18 protein-coding genes are annotated in these 18,463 nt (G+C 68.0%); 16 read left to right on the top strand and 2 right to left on the bottom strand.

Going from position 1 to position 18,463, the window contains the following annotated elements; genetic code table 11:
* Genes ASF16_RS16550 through ASF16_RS16540 form a run of 3 tightly spaced genes read left to right on the top strand, consistent with a single transcriptional unit; the run spans position 1 to position 2,368 of the window.
* Positions 1-882 carry a branched-chain amino acid ABC transporter permease gene (locus ASF16_RS16550; RefSeq protein WP_056169629.1) on the top strand — a complete coding sequence of 294 codons (882 nt, stop codon included), beginning with the start codon at positions 1-3 and terminating at the stop codon, positions 880-882.
* Positions 879-1,640 carry an ABC transporter ATP-binding protein gene (locus tag ASF16_RS16545; protein ID WP_056169626.1) on the top strand — a complete coding sequence of 254 codons (762 nt, stop codon included), beginning with the start codon at positions 879-881 and terminating at the stop codon, positions 1,638-1,640. The genes ASF16_RS16550 and ASF16_RS16545 overlap by 4 nt, the downstream gene beginning before the upstream one ends.
* Complete coding sequence (locus ASF16_RS16540; protein ID WP_056169624.1) at positions 1,637-2,368, top strand: ABC transporter ATP-binding protein; 732 nt, start codon at positions 1,637-1,639, stop codon at positions 2,366-2,368. The genes ASF16_RS16545 and ASF16_RS16540 overlap by 4 nt, the downstream gene beginning before the upstream one ends.
* Before the next feature lie 84 nt (positions 2,369-2,452).
* On the opposite strand, the gene ASF16_RS16535 is transcribed toward ASF16_RS16540, so the two are convergent.
* Positions 2,453-2,896, bottom strand: coding sequence for a universal stress protein (locus ASF16_RS16535; RefSeq protein WP_056169621.1), 444 nt, complete (start codon positions 2,894-2,896; stop codon positions 2,453-2,455).
* 107 nt (positions 2,897-3,003) lie between these two features.
* On the opposite strand from ASF16_RS16535, the gene ASF16_RS16530 reads away from it, so the two are divergent.
* The 9 genes from ASF16_RS16530 to ASF16_RS16490 all read left to right on the top strand — a co-directional run bounded on the left by ASF16_RS16530 (position 3,004) and on the right by ASF16_RS16490 (position 11,153).
* Positions 3,004-5,424, top strand: coding sequence for a cation-translocating P-type ATPase (locus tag ASF16_RS16530; protein ID WP_056169619.1), 2,421 nt, complete (start codon positions 3,004-3,006; stop codon positions 5,422-5,424).
* Entirely contained in the window at positions 5,424-5,561 is a 138-nt protein-coding gene (gene ccoS / locus ASF16_RS16525; protein ID WP_056169616.1) for a cbb3-type cytochrome oxidase assembly protein CcoS, read from the top strand. Before ASF16_RS16530 ends, ccoS begins: the two co-directional genes overlap by 1 nt.
* A gap of 64 nt (positions 5,562-5,625) precedes the next feature.
* A complete protein-coding gene (gene ccoN, locus ASF16_RS16520; RefSeq protein ID WP_056169613.1) occupies positions 5,626-7,065 on the top strand; it encodes a cytochrome-c oxidase, cbb3-type subunit I in 1,440 nt (479 codons plus the stop codon).
* A gap of 17 nt (positions 7,066-7,082) precedes the next feature.
* The gene (ccoO, locus tag ASF16_RS16515; RefSeq protein ID WP_056169612.1) at positions 7,083-7,715 is read left to right on the top strand and encodes a cytochrome-c oxidase, cbb3-type subunit II; all 633 of its coding nucleotides are present in this window, start codon (positions 7,083-7,085) and stop codon (positions 7,713-7,715) included.
* A gap of 27 nt (positions 7,716-7,742) precedes the next feature.
* The gene (locus ASF16_RS16510; protein WP_056169607.1) at positions 7,743-7,880 is read left to right on the top strand and encodes a CcoQ/FixQ family Cbb3-type cytochrome c oxidase assembly chaperone; all 138 of its coding nucleotides are present in this window, start codon (positions 7,743-7,745) and stop codon (positions 7,878-7,880) included.
* 24 nt (positions 7,881-7,904) lie between these two features.
* Positions 7,905-8,822: a cytochrome-c oxidase, cbb3-type subunit III gene (ccoP, locus tag ASF16_RS16505; protein WP_056169604.1), complete on the top strand. Its 918-nt coding sequence runs from the start codon at positions 7,905-7,907 to the stop codon at positions 8,820-8,822.
* Positions 8,823-8,943: 121 nt separating this feature from the next.
* On the top strand, positions 8,944-10,392 hold the full coding sequence (gene ccoG / locus ASF16_RS16500) for a cytochrome c oxidase accessory protein CcoG (RefSeq protein WP_056169601.1): 1,449 nt from the start codon (positions 8,944-8,946) through the stop codon (positions 10,390-10,392).
* 40 nt (positions 10,393-10,432) lie between these two features.
* A complete protein-coding gene (locus ASF16_RS16495) occupies positions 10,433-10,753 on the top strand; it encodes a FixH family protein (protein WP_056169598.1) in 321 nt (106 codons plus the stop codon).
* Between the two features lie 109 nt (positions 10,754-10,862).
* Complete coding sequence (locus tag ASF16_RS16490; RefSeq protein WP_056169595.1) at positions 10,863-11,153, top strand: hypothetical protein; 291 nt, start codon at positions 10,863-10,865, stop codon at positions 11,151-11,153.
* Positions 11,154-11,250: 97 nt separating this feature from the next.
* Here ASF16_RS16490 and fnr read toward each other — a convergent pair whose 3' ends face one another.
* Positions 11,251-11,973, bottom strand: coding sequence for a fumarate/nitrate reduction transcriptional regulator Fnr (fnr, locus tag ASF16_RS16485; protein ID WP_056169593.1), 723 nt, complete (start codon positions 11,971-11,973; stop codon positions 11,251-11,253).
* Positions 11,974-12,155: 182 nt separating this feature from the next.
* On the opposite strand from fnr, the gene hemN reads away from it, so the two are divergent.
* From hemN to ASF16_RS16465, 4 genes are all read left to right on the top strand, one after another.
* Positions 12,156-13,538 (top strand): oxygen-independent coproporphyrinogen III oxidase, encoded by a 1,383-nt coding sequence (hemN, locus tag ASF16_RS16480; protein ID WP_056169590.1) that lies wholly within the window; start codon positions 12,156-12,158, stop codon positions 13,536-13,538.
* A gap of 52 nt (positions 13,539-13,590) precedes the next feature.
* Entirely contained in the window at positions 13,591-14,313 is a 723-nt protein-coding gene (locus tag ASF16_RS16475) for a sulfite exporter TauE/SafE family protein (protein WP_056169586.1), read from the top strand.
* A 211-nt stretch (positions 14,314-14,524) separates the two neighbouring features.
* Positions 14,525-15,841, top strand: coding sequence for an HD-GYP domain-containing protein (locus ASF16_RS16470; protein ID WP_056169582.1), 1,317 nt, complete (start codon positions 14,525-14,527; stop codon positions 15,839-15,841).
* Complete coding sequence (locus ASF16_RS16465; protein ID WP_056169579.1) at positions 15,838-18,282, top strand: bifunctional diguanylate cyclase/phosphodiesterase; 2,445 nt, start codon at positions 15,838-15,840, stop codon at positions 18,280-18,282. Before ASF16_RS16470 ends, ASF16_RS16465 begins: the two co-directional genes overlap by 4 nt.
* The last annotated feature ends 181 nt before the right edge of the window (positions 18,283-18,463 follow it).

Raw genomic sequence — 18,463 nt, 5'->3', positions numbered from 1 at the left:
ATGATCGCTTATCTCTGTGCCATCGGCATCATCGCCCTCATCTACTGCCTGCTCGCGCTGGGGCTGAACCTGCAGTTCGGCCTTACGCGGCTGGTCAACTTCGGCGTCGTGGCGTTCTTCGCCGTGGGCGCCTACACGTCGGGGCTGCTGTCGCTGCAGGGCGTGCCGTTGGTGGTGTGCTTCATCGCGGCGGGCGTGCTGTCGGGGCTGCTCGCGCTGCCCATCGGCCTGCTGTCGCTCAGGCTGCGCGACGACTACCTGGCCATCGTGACACTGGGTTTTTCGGAAGCCGTGCGCATCACCATCCAGCAGGAAAGCTGGCTCACGAACGGCGTGCAGGGCCTGCCGGGCCTGCCCAAGCTGTTTGCCCATCTGGCCGGCGGCAGGTCCGACGTAGCGATCTTCACGGTGCTGGCCGTGATCGTGGGCCTGGTGTGCTGGGGCACGGTGCGGCTCACGCGCAGCCCGTTCGGCCGGCTGCTCAAAGCCATCGGCGACGACGAGGCGGCGCTGTCGGCCCTGGGCAAGGACCCGGCCTGGTTCAAGGTGCAGGTGTTCATGGTGGGCGCGGCGCTGGCCGGCGTGGCGGGCGCGTTCTACGCGCACTTCATCACCTTCATCACGCCGGAGCAGTTCATTCCGCTCATCACCTTCTATGTGTGGATGGGGCTGGTCATGGGCGGCTCGGGCTCGGTGCGCGGCGCCATGTTCGGCTCGCTGCTGCTGATGGTGTTCCTGGAAGGCTCGCGCTTTGCCAAGGACTGGGTGCCGGGCGTGTCCGAAGTGGGCATGGCCAGCCTGCGCCTGGCCGCGGTGGGCCTGGCGCTGATCCTGGTGACGCTGTACCGGCCGAACGGCCTTTTTGGAGGGCCTTCGAAATGACACTCCTCAACGTAGAGGCCGTGACGCGGCTGTTCGGCGGCTTCAAGGCGGTGGACGATGTCTCGCTGCAACTGGCCGACCGCGAGATTCTGGGCATTGCCGGCACCAACGGCGCGGGCAAGAGCACCTTGTTCGCCGCCATCGCGGGCCAGCAGCCGGCCGACGCCGGCCGCATCACCTTCGACGGGCAGGACATCACCCGCGTGCCGCCGTACCGCCGCGCCCGCCTGGGCCTGGTGCGCACCTTCCAGATCCCGCGCGAGTTCAAGAGCCTCACCGTGCACGAGAACCTGCTGGCCGCTGCCGCCAACCCGCAGGGCGAGCGGCTGGTCAACGCCTTCTTTCAGACGCGCCGCCTGCGCGAACACGAGCAGCAACTGGCCGCCAAGGCCGACGGCATCCTGAAATTTTTGAACCTGGCCCGCGTGCGCGACGTGCAGGCGGGCGGCTTGTCGGGCGGGCAGAAGAAGCTGGTGGAGCTGGGCCGCGTGCTCATGCTGGACCCGCGCTGCATCCTGCTGGACGAGCCCTTCGCCGGGGTCAACCCGGTGCTGATCGAAGAAATCTGCGACCGCGTGCGCGAGCTGCATGGCCAGGGCATCGCATTCATCGTGATCGAGCACCACCTGCAGGCGCTCAAGGCGCTGTCCAACCGCATGATCGTGATGGACCGCGGGCGCATCCTGGCCGAGGGCGATCCGCACACGGTACTGGACGATCCCCGCGTGCAGGAAGCCTACATGGGAGGGGTGGTATGAGCGAGGCGAACAACAAAACCAATAAGACCAATCTGCTGCAGATCGAGCAGCTGCGCGGCGGCTACTCGGACGTGGACATCATCCACGGCATCGACCTGGCCGTGGCGCCGGGGAAGATCGTCACCATCGCGGGCACCAACGGGGCCGGCAAGTCCACGCTGGTCAAGGCGCTGCTGGGCCTGTTGCCGCGGGTCACGGGCAGCATCCATCTGGATGGCCGCGACATCACGACGCTGTCGGCCGAAGACCGGTTCGACGCGGGCCTGGCCTACGTGCCGCAGGTGGCCAACGTCTTCCCGTCGCTCACCGTGCGCGACAACCTGCTGGTGGTGCGCCGCGTGCCGCACGTCAAGCGCCGCATGGACGAGGTGCTGGCCGACTTCCCGGCGCTGGTGGAGCGCCTGTCGCAACCGGCCAGCGACCTGTCGGGCGGCGAGCGCCAGCAACTGGCCTTCGCCCGTGCGCTGATGCCTTCGCCGCGCATCATGGTGCTGGACGAGCCCACTGCGGCGCTCGCGCCATCGCTGGTCGGCAAGGTGTTCGACATGGTGCGAAAGCTCCCCGCCGCGGGCGTGGCGGTGCTGATGGTGGAGCAGCGCGCGCGCCAGGCGCTCACCATCAGCCAGCAAGGCTACATCCTGGACCAGGGCCGCTGCGTGCTGGACGGCCCCGCGCAGGGCCTGCTGGAGGACCAGCGCATGGCGCAGCTCTACCTGGGCAACCACTGACCGGATGTCGGCCAGTGGAGCGTTTGCTACTGATTTGATAGCTGCTAGCGCTTTTCCATCAAGCGGTAGCAGCACTTCGGGGCCTTAGCGCAGCACCAGCACGGGAATGTGCGAGTGCGTCAGCACGTGCTGCGTCTCGCTGCCCAGCAGCAGGCGCTTGAGGCCCTTGCGGCCGTGCGACGCCATGACGATCAGGTCGCACTTGTGCTTCTTGGCGGCCGAGATCACGGCTTCGGCCACCAGGTCTGACTTGGCGACCACGGCCTTCACCGTGACGCCCTGGGCGCCGCCCTCGGCCTTTACCTTGTCGACCATGGCCTGGGCTTCGGCCGCCCACTGCGCCTCGATGCGCTGGGCATCGTTCAGGTCCACCGACATGCCGCCTTCGAAGTAGCTGCGCGGGTAGCGCGGCACCACCTTCAGCGCCACCACCGTGGCGCCCGACAGGGCCGCCAGCGCCAGGCCGTGGTTGACTGCCTTGTCCGACAGCGGCGAGCCGTCTGTGGGGATCAGGATACGCTTGTACATGGTGTGCTCCTTGAAGTGACGCCATCAGCTTAGGACCGATCATGTTCCGCGACTTGATCCAGGTCAATGTGGCGTGCGGGGCAGGGCGATAGCCTTGAACCATGTCAATGTTTCAAGCCGACGCCCCGGTTCTGCCGCCGGCGGATGCCCCTGCCGCCGCGCAGGCCCTGCTGCTGGACGACCCGCAGGAGTGGTCGGCCTTCGGTCGGCCGCTCACGCCGACCGGCAGCATCCCGCAGGACCCTGCCACCTGCGGCTGGGACTCGCAGGTGGTGCTCGAAGGCATGCACTGCGCGGCTTGTGCCCTGACCATCGAAGACGCCCTGCGCGCCGTGCCCGGCGTGCAGCAGGCCGACGTGAGTGCCGCGACCCGCCGGGCGCGTGTGGTCTGGCACCCCGGGCAGGTGCTGCCCTCGCAGTGGATGGCGGCGGTGCACCGGGCCGGCTACCGCGCCATGCCCGCCATGGACGCCCTGGCCCGCGAGCAGCGCCAGCGCGAGAGCCGCCGCGCGCTGTGGCGCTGGCTGGTGGCCGGCTTTTGCATGATGCAGGTGATGATGTACGCGTGGCCCGCATACGTGGCGCAGCCGGGCGACTTGACGCTGGAGATGGAGCAGTTGCTGCGCTGGGCGTCGTGGGTCATCACGCTGCCCATGGTGGTGTTCTCGTGCGGGCCCTTCTTTGCCAGCGCCCTGCGCGACGTGCGCCTGCGCCGCGTGAGCATGGACCTGCCGGTGGCCCTGGGCATGGCCATCACCTTCGTGGTCAGCACGGCGGGCACGTTCGAGCCCACGGGCCTCTTCGGCCGCGAGGTGTACTACGACTCGCTGACCATGTTCGTGTTCTTCTTGCTCACCGGGCGCTGGCTGGAGCTGCGCCTGCGCGACCGCACCGCGGGCGCGCTGGAGGCGGTGATGAACCGGCTGCCCGACAGCGTGGAGCGTCGCGGAGCAGAGGGTAATTTCACCCGCGTGGCCACGCGCCGCCTGGTGCCCGGCGACACCATCCGCGTATTGCCGGGCGAGGCTTTTCCGGCCGATGGCCGCATCACGCGCGGCAACACGCAGGCCGACGAGGCCCTGCTCACCGGCGAGTCCACGCCCGTGGCGCGCCCGCTGGGCAGCACGGTCACCGCGGGCAGCTACAACCTGCAGTCGCCGGTGGAAGTGCTGGTGCAGGGTACCGGCGCCCAGACGCGCTTTGCGCAGATCGTCGCGCTGATGGAAAGCGCCTCGCTGCAAAAGCCGCGCCTGGCCCAGCTGGCAGACCGCATCGCCCGGCCGTTTCTCGTCGCCGTGCTGCTGGCTGCCGCGCTGGCGGTGGCGTGGTGGTGGCCGTCCGACCCCGGCCATGCGCTGATGGTGGGCGTGGCCGTGCTGATCGTGACCTGCCCCTGCGCGCTGTCGCTGGCCACGCCGGTCGCCATGCTCACCGCCGCGGGCACGCTGGCGCGCCACGGCGTGCTGGTGCGCAACCTGCAAGGGCTGGAGGCGCTGGCTGCGGTGGACACCATCGTGTTCGACAAGACCGGCACGCTCACGCGCGACGGCATGGCGCTGTCGGCCACGCGCACGTCCGGCGACATGGCGGCCGGCGAGGCGCTGGCGCTTGCCGCCGCCCTGGCGGTGCAGTCGGTGCACCCCGCATCGCGTGCGCTGGTGGCGGCCGCCGCCCGCATGCCGACAAGCACCCTGCAGTGGGCCGTGAAGGACCTGCAGGAGGACGCGGGCCTCGGCCTCACCGCCACGGTGCAGCGCGTGGGGGCCGGGCAGGCCACACGCCGCCTGCGCCTGGGCTCGGCCCTGCATGCGGGCATGGCGAGCGAGGGCGATGGCAACGGGCTGCAGGTGGTGCTGTCACAGCAGGGGTCGGACGGGGCGCTGCGCGAGCTGGCACGCTTCGATCTGTCCGAGGACCTGCGCAGCGAGGCCGCACCGGTGGTGCGCGCCCTGGAGCAGGCGGGCGTGGCCGTGCAGTTGCTGTCGGGCGACCGCGGTGGCGCGGTGCAGCGCGTGGCCGCGCAGGCCGGCATTGCGCAGGCCCGGGGCGAGTGCACGCCCCAGGGCAAGCTGGCCGCGCTGCAGGCATTGCAGGCGCAGGGCCGCCACGTGGCCATGGTGGGCGACGGGCTCAACGACGGCCCGGTGCTCGCGGGCGCCCACGCCTCGTTGGCATTTGGCCGCGCCGTGCCGCTCGCGCAGTCGCGTGCCGACTTTGTGGTGCTGGGCGACAGCCTGGCGCTGGTGCCGCAGACGGTGCTGTTGGCGCGCCGCACCCTGCGCGTGGTGCGCCAGAACCTGTGGTGGGCCGCGCTCTACAACGCGCTGTGCGTGCCCCTGGCCGTGGCGGGCTGGATGCCCGCGTGGCTGGCGGGGCTGGGCATGGCGCTGAGCTCGCTGCTGGTGGTGCTCAACGCGTCGCGCCTGGCGCGCGAGCTGCCGGCGCTGGGCGGGGCCGACCACGCCGCGCCGCTGGCGCAGGGCCCGGTCGCAACGCCCGTGCCAACCCACCCCCTGGAGCCTGCCTGATGGACATCCTGTACCTGCTGATCCCGTTGTCCGTCGTGCTGGTGCTGATGGTGCTGGCGGGGCTGTGGTGGGCCGTGCACCACGGCCAGTTCGAGAGCGTCGAACAAGAAGGCGAGCGGATTCTCCGGGACGATTGACTTGTGTCAATGCGCCCCGCTGCCGACTGCAAGAAACTCAGATCGCAATACAAAGAGGTGCCCGATGGATTCTCCAAAAACAGTGGCTGCACACTACAACGACACGGTGGTGCGGCAGTTCTCGATCATGGCCGTGGTCTGGGGGGTGGTTGGCATGCTGGTGGGCGTGGTCATCGCCGCCCAGCTGGCCTGGCCCGAGCTCAACTTCGGCATTCCCTGGCTCAGCTACGGGCGCCTGCGCCCGCTGCACACCAACGCGGTGATCTTCGCGTTCGGCGGCTGCGCGCTGTTCGCCACCAGCTACTACGTCGTGCAGCGCACGAGCCAGGTCCGCCTGTTCGCCGGGCCGCTGGCGGCCTTCACCTTCTGGGGCTGGCAGCTGGTCATCGTGGCCGCGGCCATCAGCCTGCCGATGGGCTACACGTCCGGCAAGGAATACGCCGAACTCGAATGGCCCATCGACATCCTGATCACGCTGGTGTGGGTGTCGTATGCCATCGTGTTCTTCGGCACCATCGGCGTGCGCAAGGTCAAGCACATCTACGTGGCCAACTGGTTCTTCGGCGCGTTCATCCTGGCCGTGGCACTGCTGCACGTGGTCAACAGCGCGGCCATTCCGGTCAGCTTCATGAAGAGCTACTCGGCCTACGCCGGCGTGCAGGACGCCATGGTGCAGTGGTGGTACGGGCACAACGCGGTGGGCTTCTTCCTCACGGCGGGCTTCCTCGGAATGATGTATTACTTCATTCCCAAGCAGGCCGGCCGTCCGGTGTACAGCTATCGCCTGTCCATCGTGCACTTCTGGGCACTGATCTTCACCTACATGTGGGCCGGCCCCCACCATCTGCACTACACCGCGCTGCCGGACTGGACGCAATCGGTGGGCATGGTGTTCTCGCTGATCCTGCTGGCCCCCAGCTGGGGCGGGATGATCAACGGCGTGATGACGCTGTCGGGCGCCTGGCACAAGCTGCGCGACGACCCCATCCTGCGCTTTCTGATCGTGTCGCTGTCGTTCTACGGCATGTCCACGTTCGAGGGGCCGATGATGTCCATCAAGACCGTCAACGCGCTCTCCCACTACACCGACTGGACCATCGGCCACGTGCACTCCGGCGCGCTGGGCTGGGTGGGGCTGATCTCGATGGGCTCGCTGTACTACCTGGTGCCGCGCCTGTTCGGCCGCGACAAGATGCACTCCATCAAGGCGATCGAGCTGCACTTCTGGATGGCCACCATCGGCATCGTGCTGTACATCGCCGCGATGTGGATCGCCGGCGTGATGCAGGGCCTGATGTGGCGCGCCATCAACCCTGACGGCACGCTCACCTACACCTTCGTCGAGAGCGTCAAGGCGACCTATCCCTTCTACGTGATCCGCGTGGCCGGCGGCCTGCTGTACCTGGGCGGCATGGTGGTGATGGCCTGGAACGTCTGGATGACCGCCATCTCCGGCCGTTCGGTCAAGGTGACGATCCCTGCCGTGACTGCGGCGCACGCCTGAGCCGAAGGAGTCCATTCATGTCCAACAACAACACCAACCCTTCGACCGGCTTCTCCCACGAGAAGATCGAGACCAACAACTTCCTGATGATCGTGCTGATCCTGCTCGTGATCGCCATTGGCGGCATGGTGGAGATCGTGCCGCTGTTCTTCCAGAAGTCCACCACAGAGGCCGTCAAGGGCGTGGAGCCCTACACCGCCACGCAACTGGTGGGGCGCGACATCTACATCCGCGAGGGTTGCTACAACTGCCACTCGCAGATGATCCGGCCCTTCCGCGCCGAGACGCTGCGCTATGGCCACTACTCGGTGGCGGGCGAGTTCGTGTACGACCACCCCTTCCAGTGGGGCAGCAAGCGCACCGGCCCTGACCTGCATCGCGTGGGCGGCAAGTACAGCGACGAATGGCACCGCATCCACCTGAACAACCCGCGCGACGTGGTGCCCGAGTCGAACATGCCTGCCTACCCCTGGCTGGAAAAGAACGCTGTGGACCCCGCCGGCGTGGCGCCCCGCATGAAGGCCCTGCGCACCGTGGGCGTGCCCTATACCGACGAGCAGATCCAGGCCGCGGCCGAAGACGTCAAGGGCAAGACCGAGCTGGATGCCCTCATCGCCTACCTGCAGGTCATGGGCCGCGCGCTGAAGTAAGCAACACAGAACCTTAGGAGATCCGCCATGGACATCACCACCATGCGCATCGTCGCCACCCTGGCATCGATGGTTTGCTTCATCGGTATCTGGGTCTGGGCGTACATGGGCCGCAACAAGTCCCGGTTCGACGAGGCCGCACAGCTGCCGTTCGAACAAGATTGACTTTCACCAGAACGAGAACACCCCATGAGTGACTTCACCAGCAATTTCTGGTCGGTCTTTGTGACCACGCTGACCCTGGTCGGCATCGTCGCCTGCGGCATCCTGCTGTGGATGGCGGGCCGCAAGAAGGTCGTGGCCACCGCCGACAACACCACCGGCCACGTCTGGGACGAGGACCTGGTCGAGATGAACAACCCCCTGCCGCGCTGGTGGGTGTGGCTGTTCGTCATCACCATCGTGTTCGGCCTGGCCTACCTGGCCGCCTACCCGGGCCTGGGCAGCTTCAACGGCAAGTTGAACTGGACGCAGAAGGGCGAGTACGACGCCGAGATGGCCAAGGCCAAGGCCGCGCTCGACCCGCTGTACGCCCGCTTTGCATCCATGAAGCCCGAGGACGTGGCCAAGGACCCGCAGGCCCAGGCCATCGGCGAGCGCCTGTTCATGAACAACTGCGCCCAGTGCCACGGCTCCGACGCACGCGGCAGCAAGGGCTTTCCGAACCTGGCCGATGCCGACTGGCTGCACGGCGGCACGCCCGAGAAGATCCGCGAGACCATCACGCAGGGCCGCATCGGCACCATGCCCCCGATGGCCGCCGCCGTGGGCACGCCCGAGGACGTGCGCAACCTGTCGCACTACGTGCTGAGCCTGTCGGGCAGCCCGCACGACTCGCTGCGTGCATCGCTGGGCAAGTCCAAGTTCGGTGCCTGCGCGGCCTGCCACGGCATGGATGGCAAGGGCAACCAGGCCCTGGGTGCGCCCAACCTGACCGATGACATCTGGCTGCACGGCTGGGGCGAAGCCGCCATCACCGCCATGATCAACAACGGCAAGACCAACCAGATGCCTGCGCAGGCGGACAAGCTGACCGAAGCGCAGATCGGCGTGCTGTCGGCCTACGTGTGGAGCCTCTCGGGCAAGCAGGTGGCGGCGGCCAGGTAGGCCCGGGCACCTGACCACGCCGGGCGGCGCGACAGCCAGCGCCGCCCTGCGGTCCGCACCGCGCATCCCTCCCGCCAGCCAGGGCCTCACCGTTTCAAAAGCCAGCACCACGAGCCACACCATGAAGCCACCCAGCGGGCCTGCCCGCAAGGTCATCCCCATCGCGCCGGTCGCGGCCGATGCGTCGTCGTCCCAGGGCGAGATCGTCTCGCTGTACGAGGCGCAAAAGAAGATCTACCCCCGCTCCATCAGCGGCGTGTTCGCGCGCTGGCGCTGGGCCATGGTGTTCCTCACGCAGCTCGTGTTCTACGGGCTGCCATGGTTCGAGTGGGGGCAGCGCCAGATGGTGCTTTTCGACCTGGGTGCGCGGCGCTTTTACATCTTCGGCCTGGTGCTGTACCCGCAGGACTTCATCTACCTCACGGGCCTGCTCATCATCTCGGCGATGTCGCTGTTCCTGTTCACCGCAGTGGCGGGGCGGCTGTGGTGCGGCTTTGCGTGCCCGCAGACGGTCTACACCGAGATGTTCATGTGGATCGAGCACAGGATCGAGGGGGACCGCAGCGCGCGGCTGCGGCTGGACAAGGGGCCGTGGACGGCAGAGAAGGCGGTGAAGAAGTCGCTCAAGCAGCTGGCGTGGATGTCGGTGGCGCTGTGGACGGGTTTTACCTTCGTGGGCTACTTCGTGCCCATCCGCACGCTGGGCAGCGAGCTGCTGGCCTTCTCGGGCGGGTGGCAGATGTTCTGGGTGCTGTTCTACGGCTTTGCCACCTACGGCAACGCGGGCTACATGCGCGAGCAGGTCTGCAAGTACATGTGCCCCTATGCGCGCTTTCAAAGCGCCATGTTCGACAAGGACACGCTGGTGGTGAGCTACGACCCCGAGCGGGGCGAGCAGCGCGGCCCGCGCAAGAAGGGCATCGACTACAAGGCTCAGGGCCTGGGCGACTGCATCGACTGCTCGCTGTGCGTGCAGGTCTGCCCCGTGGGCATCGACATCCGCAACGGGCTGCAGTACGAGTGCATCGGCTGCGGGCTGTGCGTGGACGCCTGCAACACCGTGATGGACAAGATGCAGTACCCGCGCGGGCTCATCCGCTACTCCACGCAAAACGGCGTGGCCAACCGGTGGAGCCAGTCGCAGATGCTGCGCCGGGTGCTGCGCCCCCGCGTGCTGATCTACACCGCGATCCTGGCAGCGCTGTGTCTTGCCATGCTGGCCAGCCTGGTCACGCGCACACCGCTGAAGGTGGACGTGGTGCGCGACCGTGCGGCCTTGTCACGCATCGTGGCCGGGGGCAAGCTCGAGAACATCTACCGCCTGCAGATCATGAATGCGACCGAGGGACCGCAGCGCTACCGCATCGCCGCCCGCGGGCTGACCGCGCTCGAAGTGGCCTCGGAGGCCGAGGTGGACATCGGTGCCGCGGAATCCCGCTGGGTGGCGGTGCGGCTGCAGATTCCGTACGGATCGGCCGCGCCGGGGTCGCACGCGGTGCAGTTCGACGTGCAGGCGGTGGACCGAGCCGCCCATGTGACCGAGAAATCCGTTTTCCTGGTGCCGCGCTAGGGCGCTGCACCCACCGAGAAGATTTGCAAGGAGTACTGACATGACATCGAATCCCGCCATCGGCCCCACCAGCCCATCCGTCGCCGCCGGTTCCACAGGCTCGGGCGCCGCGCCCGCAGCCGCCCCGTGGTGGAAGTTCGGCCACGTCTGGCTGGTCATCGCCGGGCCCGCCATCGTGATCGTGGCCGGCTTCGTCACGCTGTGGCTGGCCATCTCGCGCCCCGACCCGGTGGTGGCGGAGGACTACTACCGCCAGGGCATCGAGATCAACAAGACGCTGGAAAACCCCGCCAAGAGCCTGGCGCCTGCGGTCAAGGGCCGCAACCACGCCGCCACGCCGGTGCAGGACCAGCCGCGTTGAGTCGCCCACCGGCTGACCGGCTGCGACGACGACAACAACAACACCGGCGAGCACCGGCGGCCCCTGCGGTACCGCCGTGCCCGCTCGCCCCGCGAAGGAGACTGCAACTATGTGGACGCAACGCCTGATGTGGATTGCCTGGCCCGCTTTTTTGATGGCGGGCGTGATGGAGATGCTGGTCTTCGCCCTGGTCGACCCGCACGACCTCCACTGGTTCGGACAGCCCCTGGCGCTGTCGCGCGAGGGTGTCTACACGCTGGCGTTTTTCGCGTTCTGGGCCGTCACGATGGCATCGAGCGCGCTGACCACGCTGCTGGCGATGTCGCCGTTCGAGCTGAACCGCTGCCCCGTGCCACCGGGTGAGCGCCCTGACGATTGCCGCAAGACATCGTGCTCCTGATGTGCCGAGGTGTGCGGAGACTGCGGGTGGTGAAAACGGCGTTTTGAAAACGACAACGCCGGCTCGAGGCCGGCGCCGAAGTCCTGGCCTGTGGTGCTCAGTGGCAGGCTTGCTGGCTGTTCACGATGCGCTTGAGCGCGTCGGTATCGAGGATGCGCACATGGCGCTGTTTGACCTCGACGATGCCTTCTTCGACGAACTTGGAGAACGTGCGGCTCACGGTCTCGAGCTTGAGGCCCAGGTAGCTGCCGATCTCTTCGCGCGTCATGCGCAGCACCAGCTCGGACTGCGAGAAGCCCCGTGCGTGCAGGCGCTGCACCAGGTTCAGCAGGAATGCGGCCAGCCGCTCTTCGGCGCGCATGCTGCCCAACAGCAGCATCACGCCATGCTCGCGCACGATCTCGCGGCTCATGATCTTGTGCACGTGGTGCTGCAGCGCCGTGACCTCGCGCGAGAGTTCTTCGATGCGGTCGAACGGCATCACGCAGACTTCGGCGTCTTCCAGCGCCACGGCATCGCAGGTGTGCTGGTCGTTCACGATGCCATCGAGCCCGATGATCTCCCCGGCCATCTGGAAACCGGTGACCTGGTCGCGGCCGTCTTCGGTCGCCACGCAGGTCTTGAAGAAGCCGGTGCGGATGGCGTACAGCGAGGTGAAGGTCTCGCCGTTGCGGAACAGCGTGGTGCCGCGCTTGACCTTGCGGCGGGTGGCCACGACCTCGTCGATGCGCTGCAACTGCTCATCGCTCAGGCCGACAGGCATGCACAGCTCCCGCAGATTGCAGTTGGAGCAGGCGACTTTCATGGTGAGCGGGTTCATAGGTACAGCTGGTTGGGGTTCGGGCGTTTCACCCCGTGGTGGCGAGGCTTCGCTGCGGACCGGGGGTGGGCGACTGACATGCATCAAATTGTCGCTGGTCGGCTGGTGGCATCACTTGACGTAGATCAAGGACGTGAGGAACAGCTTACGGCACAGTGGCAACGTACGCAAGGATGCTTCCAATGACTGCTGTTTCGCCCGAGCTGCTGCGCCGCTTCGATGTGCCAGGGCCCCGCTATACCTCCTACCCCACGGCCGACCGCTTCGTCGAGGCCTTCGGGCAGGACGACTACGTGCTTGCGCTGGAGCAGCGCCGCGCGGGCACCGGGGCCAAGGCGCTGCCGCTGTCCCTGTACGTGCACATTCCGTTTTGCGAATCGCTGTGCTACTACTGTGCGTGCAACAAGATCATCACCAAGCACCATGACCGCGCCGATATCTACCTGCGCTACCTGAGCCGCGAGATCGACCTGCACACCGCCCACTGCGGTACCGGGCAGGTGGTGAGCCAGCTGCACCTGGGCGGGGGCTCGCCCACGTTCCTGTCCGACGACGGGCTGCGCGAGCTGATGGCCATGCTCAAGCGCAGCTTCACGCTCGCGCCGGGCGGCGAGTACTCGATCGAGGTGGACCCGCGCACGGTGGACGCCAGTCGCCTGGCGGTGCTGGCCGAGCTGGGCTTCAACCGGCTGAGCTTCGGCGTGCAGGACTTCGACCCCGAGGTGCAGAAGGCCGTGCACCGCATCCAGCCTGCGGAGCAGGTGTTCTCGCTGGTGGAGTCGGCGCGCGCGCTGGGCTTCGAGTCGATCAACGTCGACCTCATCTACGGCCTGCCGCGCCAGACGCCCGAGTCGTTCGACCGCACGCTGGCCCAGGTGGTGCAACTGCGGCCCGACCGCATTGCGCTGTATGCCTACGCGCACCTGCCCGAGCGCTTCAAGCCGCAGCGCCGCATCGTCCCGGCCGAGCTGCCCATGGGCGGTGCCAAGGTGTCGATGCTGTCGCGCTCGCTCGATGCCTTCATGGCCGCAGGCTACGTGTACGTGGGCATGGACCACTTTGCGCTGCCCGACGACGCGCTGGCCGTGGCCAAGCGCCAGGGCCGGCTGCACCGCAACTTCCAGGGGTACAGCACGCAGCCGGACTGCGACCTCATTGGCCTGGGGGTATCCGCCATCGGCCGGGTGGGTGCCACCTACAGCCAGAACGCCAAGACCCTGGACGAGTACTACGACTTCTTGAACCAGGGCCGGCTGCCCGTGGTGCGCGGCCTGGCGCTGACCCGCGACGACCTGGTGCGCCGTGCCGTCATCATGGCGCTGATGTGCCAGGGCGAGCTGCTGTTCGAGCCGCTGGAGCAGGCGTGGCTCATCGACTTTCGGCGTTACTTCGCGGCCGAGATCGAACGGCTTCAGGAGATGGCCGGCCAGGGGCTGGTGCAGATCCGGCCGGACGGCATCGCGGTGACCGCCATGGGCTGGTTCTTCGTGCGCGGCATCGCGATGGTGTTCGACCGCTATCTGCAGGCCGACCGCAACCGGGCGCGGTTCTCGCGCATCATCTGATGCCCGGCCTCACCGCCCGGGCCCACGGGGTGCCTTCAGGCGCTTGCCCACCATGCTGCTCACGGTAGCTTCGACCGCCCTGCTCATGGGCCTTGCCGGCGGGTCCCATTGCCTGGCCATGTGTGCGGCGCCCTGTGGGGCGCTGGTGGGGCAGGGGGGCGGGCCTGCGGCGGGTGCCGTGGCGCAGCCGGTGCGGTGGTTGCCGCGCGGCGGCGTGGTGCAGCGCACGGCGGCCTTTCACGCGGGCCGGCTGGCGGGCTATGCCCTGGCAGGCGCCCTCGCGGCCCTGGCCATGGACAGCCTGGCATGGCTGACCCAGCACACCATGGCGCTGCGCCCCGCCTGGACCCTGGCGCATGTGGCGGTGATGGCCTGGGGCCTGATGCTCATGGTGCAGGCACGCCAGCCGCAGTGGGTGGAGCAGGCGGGCCGGGCGGTGTGGGCGCGTGTGCGCCCGCTGGTCCAGGCCCCGGGGGGCGTGCTGCTGGCGGGTTTCCTGTGGGCGCTGATGCCCTGCGGGCTGCTGTATTCGGCCTTGCTGGTGGCCGCGCTCAGTGGCGGTCCGGTGCAAGGGGCGCTGGCCATGGCGCTTTTTGGCGTGGGCAGCGGCCTCTGGCTGGCCGCCGGCCCCTGGGCATGGGGCCGGCTCCGGGCGCGGCTCCGTACCTGGCGCGCCGATGGGGGCACGCGGGTGGCCGGCGGCCTGCTCTGCGCGGTGGCCGGCTGGGCGCTCTGGATGGATCTGGTCTACAAGCCGTCCCTCTGGTGCCGGTAGCCAGTCGTGAAAAGTGCTGCGGGGTCAGGTGCCGCGGGGGAGCGGTGCGGCAGCCGGCCCCCCACGGCGGCCCGTGCGGGTAATCACTGCACTGTAGCGGCAGGGCGTGCGGCATGAAGTGTTGTGGTGTCGCGTCTGCGCGGCAGCAACGAATTGATCACGCAGGCTTAGGGCGATAATCTGTGTAACCATTGGTGGCATTCACGTCTCCATGTTTCGCGCCCTTGAAGTGAACTCTTCCATCCTCATCGACATCAGCCAACTGCGGGTCGGCATGTACATCCAGCTCGATGTGGGCTGGATGCACCATCCGTTTCCGGTCAGCAGTTTTCGCGTGGCGTCGATCGAGCAGATCGCCACCTTGCGCGAGCTCGGCCTGACCGAGGTGCGCTACGTTCCCAAGAAGAGCGACCCCGACCAGCGCGAGCTGGTGCCTGCGGCCTGGCGCGTGCCCGAAATGCCCGCGCCCGCCGCCCCCGGGGTGGACGCGGCGGGCGGCACCCCCGCGGCCGACCCCGAGGCGCTGCGCAGGCGGGCATTGCTGGAGGCGCAAAACCGCGCCCTGGCCGCCTGCGACCAGCGCTTTGGCGAGGCCACGCGCCAGTACCAGGCCATGGAGCGCGTGGTGTCCGAACACCCGGACCAGGCGCGCACCAAGGGCGATGCGCTGGTGTCGGGCTGCGTGTCCGAGCTGCTGGAAAACGGCGACTCGGTGATCCGGCTGCTGTCCGAGGGCGTGGGCGAGCGCAATGCCCTGCACCCCATCAACGTCATGGTCATCTCGTTGCTGCTGGGCCGCGCCCTGGGCATGAAGAGCGTGGAGCTGCACGACCTGGGCGTCGCGGCGCTGATCCATGACATGGGCAAGCTCAAGCTGCCGCCCAACCTGCGGCAGGTCACGCCGTCGATGATCCCGATGGAACGCTCGCGCTACGAGACCCATGTGGGGGAGTCGGTGGCATTCGCCATGCGCATGGGCTTTCCGGACACGGTGCTCACCGCCGTGGCGCGGCACCATGAAATGGTCGACGGCAGCGGGTTCCCGCTGCGCCTGTCGGGCCCGGACCTCGGGCGCGCCAGCCAGGTGCTGGCCCTGGTCAACCGCTACGACCGCATGTGCAACCCCGCCAACGGCGTGGATGCACTCACGCCGCACGAGGCGCTGTCGGTCATCTTCGCGCAGCTCAAGTCCAAGTTCGACTCCGTCGTGCTGGGGGCCTTCATCCGCATGATGGGCGTGTACCCGCCGGGGTCCATCGTGCAGCTGGTCAACGACCGGTATGCCATCGTCGCGTCGGTCAACTCGTCGCGCCCGCTGCGGCCCAAGGTCATCGTGCACGACTCGCGCATTCCCAAGGAAGAGGCGCCGATTCTGGACCTGGAAACCGTGCCGGAGCTGGGCATCCGCCGCAGCCTCAAGCCAGCGCAGTTGCCGCGCGATGCGCTGGACTACCTGTCTCCACGCCAGCGCATCTGCTACTTTTTTGAGCGAGCGGTCAACCCCGGCCCCGAAGAGGCCGGCGCGTGACGGTCGTGCAATCCCACGGCTGGCTCGACGGCTTGCAGGAAGCCGTGTGGCTGGTCGATGAATCCACCCTGCTGATCCTGCGTGCCAACGCCGCCGCGGAACGCCTGGCGGGCGCACCGGTGGCCGCGATGGTGGGCACGTCGGTGCTGGGCCTGGCATCCACGCCGCAGGACGTCGCTTTCTGGGGCGAGCCCGCCCAGGTGGTGGCCGATGGCATCCATTCGCACACCAGCCTTTTGCGGGCCGACGGCAGCCTGGTGCCCGTGAACCGGCAGGTGAGCCGTGTGCCCAACGGGCCCGATGGCGGCACGATCTTCATGGTGACCATGCTGGACCGCAGCATCCAGGCGGCTACCGAGCGTGAGCTGGAGACCCTGCTGTCCGAGCTGCGGGCCACGCTCGACTCGGCCGCCGACGGCATGCTGGTGTGCAATCTGCACGGCCAGGTGCGTGCGTTCAACCAGCGCCTGGCGCAGCTGTGGGGCATTCCGCGGGAGTTGCTGCTGGAGCGCGACGATGCCGCGGTCTACGCGCACATGGCCGCCCAGGTGCAGGACGCCGCGGCGTACACCGACCGCATGGCCGCCATTGCCCGCGAGCCCATGCAGGAGAGCACCGACATCCTCACGCTGAAAAGCGGCGTGGTGCTGGAGCTGCGCTCGGTGCCGCAGTTCAGCCAGGGCCGTCCGGTGGGCCGGGTGTATTCGTACCGCGACATCACCCGCCAGACCGAGATCCAGGCCAGCCTGCGCCTGGCGGCCCGGGTGTTCGAGTCCAGCCTGGACGCGATCTTCATCGCCGACAGCCAGCACCGCGTGCTGCGCATGAACCCGGGGTGCGAGCGCCTGGTCGGTCCGTCGGCCAAGTCCTTCGAAGGCTGCATGGCGTCGTCGCTGTTCGGCGGCGGCACCGATATCGCCTTCATGGAACAGGTGCTGGAGGGCTGGGCGCGCGACGGCTTCTGGGAGGGCGAGCTGTGGCTGCCCCGTGACAGCGGCGCGTACTGCGCGGTGCAGCTGTCGTGGGTGGCGCTGCGCGACGACGAAGGCCGGCTGGTGCAGAGCATCGGCTTCATGCGCGACTTGACGCTGCAGCACGCCGCGCAAAAGCGCATCGAAGAGCTGGCCTACAGCGACGTGCTGACCGGGCTGCCCAACCGCCTGCTGCTGTCGCAGCGGGTGGACACGGCCATCCAGGGCGCGCGCCAGAGCGACACCGGCTTTGCCATCCTGTTCCTGGACCTGGACCGTTTCAAGATCATCAACGACTCGCTGGGCCACCCGTTCGGCGACCGGGTGCTGCAACTGGTGGCCGAGCGCCTGCAGGCCTGCCTGCGCCAGACGGACATGCTGTGCCGGCTGGGGGGCGACGAGTTCGTGATCTACCTGCACGGCGGCGACGCGGTGGTGGCCGAGAGCGTGGCCCGCCGCATCCTGGACGACATGCTCAAGCCCTTCATGCTCGACGGCATGGGCTTTTCGATCCAGTGCAGCATCGGCATGGCGCTGTACCCGCAGGACGGCACCACGCTCGACGAGCTCATCAAGCAGGCGGACACGGCCATGTACCGCGTCAAGGAGCGCGGCCGGGGCAGCTACGGCTTCTACCAGCCGCAGATGAACGCCAACCTGCTCTCGCGCATGCAGATGGAGCACGCGATGCGCCAGGCGCTGGGGCAGGACCGCATGGCCGTGCACTACCAGCCGCAGGTCAACATGGCCACCGGCCGCATCACCGGGGCCGAGGCGCTGATCCGCTGGACGGACCCCGAATTCGGCGCGGTGTCGCCCGGGCAGTTCATTCCGCTGGCCGAGGAGTCGGGCTACATCGTGACGCTGGGCGCCTGGGTCATGGAGCAGGCTGTGCGCGAGGCCGCGCAGTGGATGCATAGCGGCATGCCCATCGTGATCTCGGTGAACGTGTCGGCGCTGGAGTTCCGCCAGCCCGACTTCGTGGACCGCATCACGCGCCTGCTGGCCGTGCACCAGCTGCCGCCCACGCTGCTGGAGCTGGAGCTGACCGAAACCATCTTGCTGCAGGACGCGCTGGAGATGGAGCAGCGCCTGCGCGTGCTGGCGGGCCTGGGCATCGGCCTGGCCATCGATGACTTCGGCACGGGGTATTCGAGCCTGGCGTACCTCAAGAAGCTGCCGATCAGCAAACTCAAGATCGACCAGTCCTTCGTGCGCGGCCTGCCCGACGACGATGGCGACCGGGCCATCGTGAGCGCCATCATCAGCATGGGCCGTGCGCTGCACATCGAGGTGGTGGCCGAGGGCGTGGAGACCGAAACCCAGCAGGCCGTGCTGCTGCAGATGCAGTGCGACCATTACCAGGGGTTTCTGTGCGCACCGGGCCTGCCGGCGCCGGAGTTTCGCGCCATGCTGGGCAAGCCGCTGCCGCTCAAGGCGCAGGGCCGGCGCGACGGACTTCAGATCTGAGCGTTGGCGTGGGGGCGCAGAGTGCGCGCGGGGCGCCTGTGCGGTCGCTGCGCTGTGCCACTGCGCCGTTGCATGCGGGTCCTGTAACCAGGTCCGGCAGATGAATTCAATGCAAAAAATGCCGCTACCGCTTGATGGATCAGCGCAAGCAGCTATCAATATGGTAGCGTCCTGCTCTCGC

The organism is Acidovorax sp. Leaf78 (genome assembly GCF_001422735.1).
Taxonomy (GTDB): Bacteria; Pseudomonadota; Gammaproteobacteria; order Burkholderiales; family Burkholderiaceae_C; genus Acidovorax.
This window is presented reverse-complemented; position numbering and strand designations above follow the sequence as displayed.

What these genes read in the sequence shown, in the direction of transcription:
- ccoO (WP_056169612.1), top strand. Translation starts at nt 7,083, where the DNA reads ATGTCCAACAACAACACCAACCCTTCGACCGGCTTCTCCCACGAGAAG.
- ASF16_RS16530 (WP_056169619.1), top strand. Translation starts at nt 3,004, where the DNA reads ATGTTTCAAGCCGACGCCCCGGTTCTGCCGCCGGCGGATGCCCCTGCC.
- ccoG (WP_056169601.1), top strand. Translation starts at nt 8,944, where the DNA reads ATGAAGCCACCCAGCGGGCCTGCCCGCAAGGTCATCCCCATCGCGCCG.
- ASF16_RS16535 (WP_056169621.1), bottom strand. Translation starts at nt 2,896, where the DNA reads ATGTACAAGCGTATCCTGATCCCCACAGACGGCTCGCCGCTGTCGGAC.
- ASF16_RS16475 (WP_056169586.1), top strand. Translation starts at nt 13,591, where the DNA reads ATGCTGCTCACGGTAGCTTCGACCGCCCTGCTCATGGGCCTTGCCGGC.
- hemN (WP_056169590.1), top strand. Translation starts at nt 12,156, where the DNA reads ATGACTGCTGTTTCGCCCGAGCTGCTGCGCCGCTTCGATGTGCCAGGG.
- ASF16_RS16550 (WP_056169629.1), top strand. Translation starts at nt 1, where the DNA reads ATGATCGCTTATCTCTGTGCCATCGGCATCATCGCCCTCATCTACTGC.
- ASF16_RS16510 (WP_056169607.1), top strand. Translation starts at nt 7,743, where the DNA reads ATGGACATCACCACCATGCGCATCGTCGCCACCCTGGCATCGATGGTT.
- fnr (WP_056169593.1), bottom strand. Translation starts at nt 11,973, where the DNA reads ATGAACCCGCTCACCATGAAAGTCGCCTGCTCCAACTGCAATCTGCGG.
- ccoN (WP_056169613.1), top strand. Translation starts at nt 5,626, where the DNA reads ATGGATTCTCCAAAAACAGTGGCTGCACACTACAACGACACGGTGGTG.
- ccoS (WP_056169616.1), top strand. Translation starts at nt 5,424, where the DNA reads ATGGACATCCTGTACCTGCTGATCCCGTTGTCCGTCGTGCTGGTGCTG.
- ASF16_RS16495 (WP_056169598.1), top strand. Translation starts at nt 10,433, where the DNA reads ATGACATCGAATCCCGCCATCGGCCCCACCAGCCCATCCGTCGCCGCC.
- ASF16_RS16470 (WP_056169582.1), top strand. Translation starts at nt 14,525, where the DNA reads ATGTTTCGCGCCCTTGAAGTGAACTCTTCCATCCTCATCGACATCAGC.
- ccoP (WP_056169604.1), top strand. Translation starts at nt 7,905, where the DNA reads ATGAGTGACTTCACCAGCAATTTCTGGTCGGTCTTTGTGACCACGCTG.
- ASF16_RS16540 (WP_056169624.1), top strand. Translation starts at nt 1,637, where the DNA reads ATGAGCGAGGCGAACAACAAAACCAATAAGACCAATCTGCTGCAGATC.
- ASF16_RS16490 (WP_056169595.1), top strand. Translation starts at nt 10,863, where the DNA reads ATGTGGACGCAACGCCTGATGTGGATTGCCTGGCCCGCTTTTTTGATG.
- ASF16_RS16545 (WP_056169626.1), top strand. Translation starts at nt 879, where the DNA reads ATGACACTCCTCAACGTAGAGGCCGTGACGCGGCTGTTCGGCGGCTTC.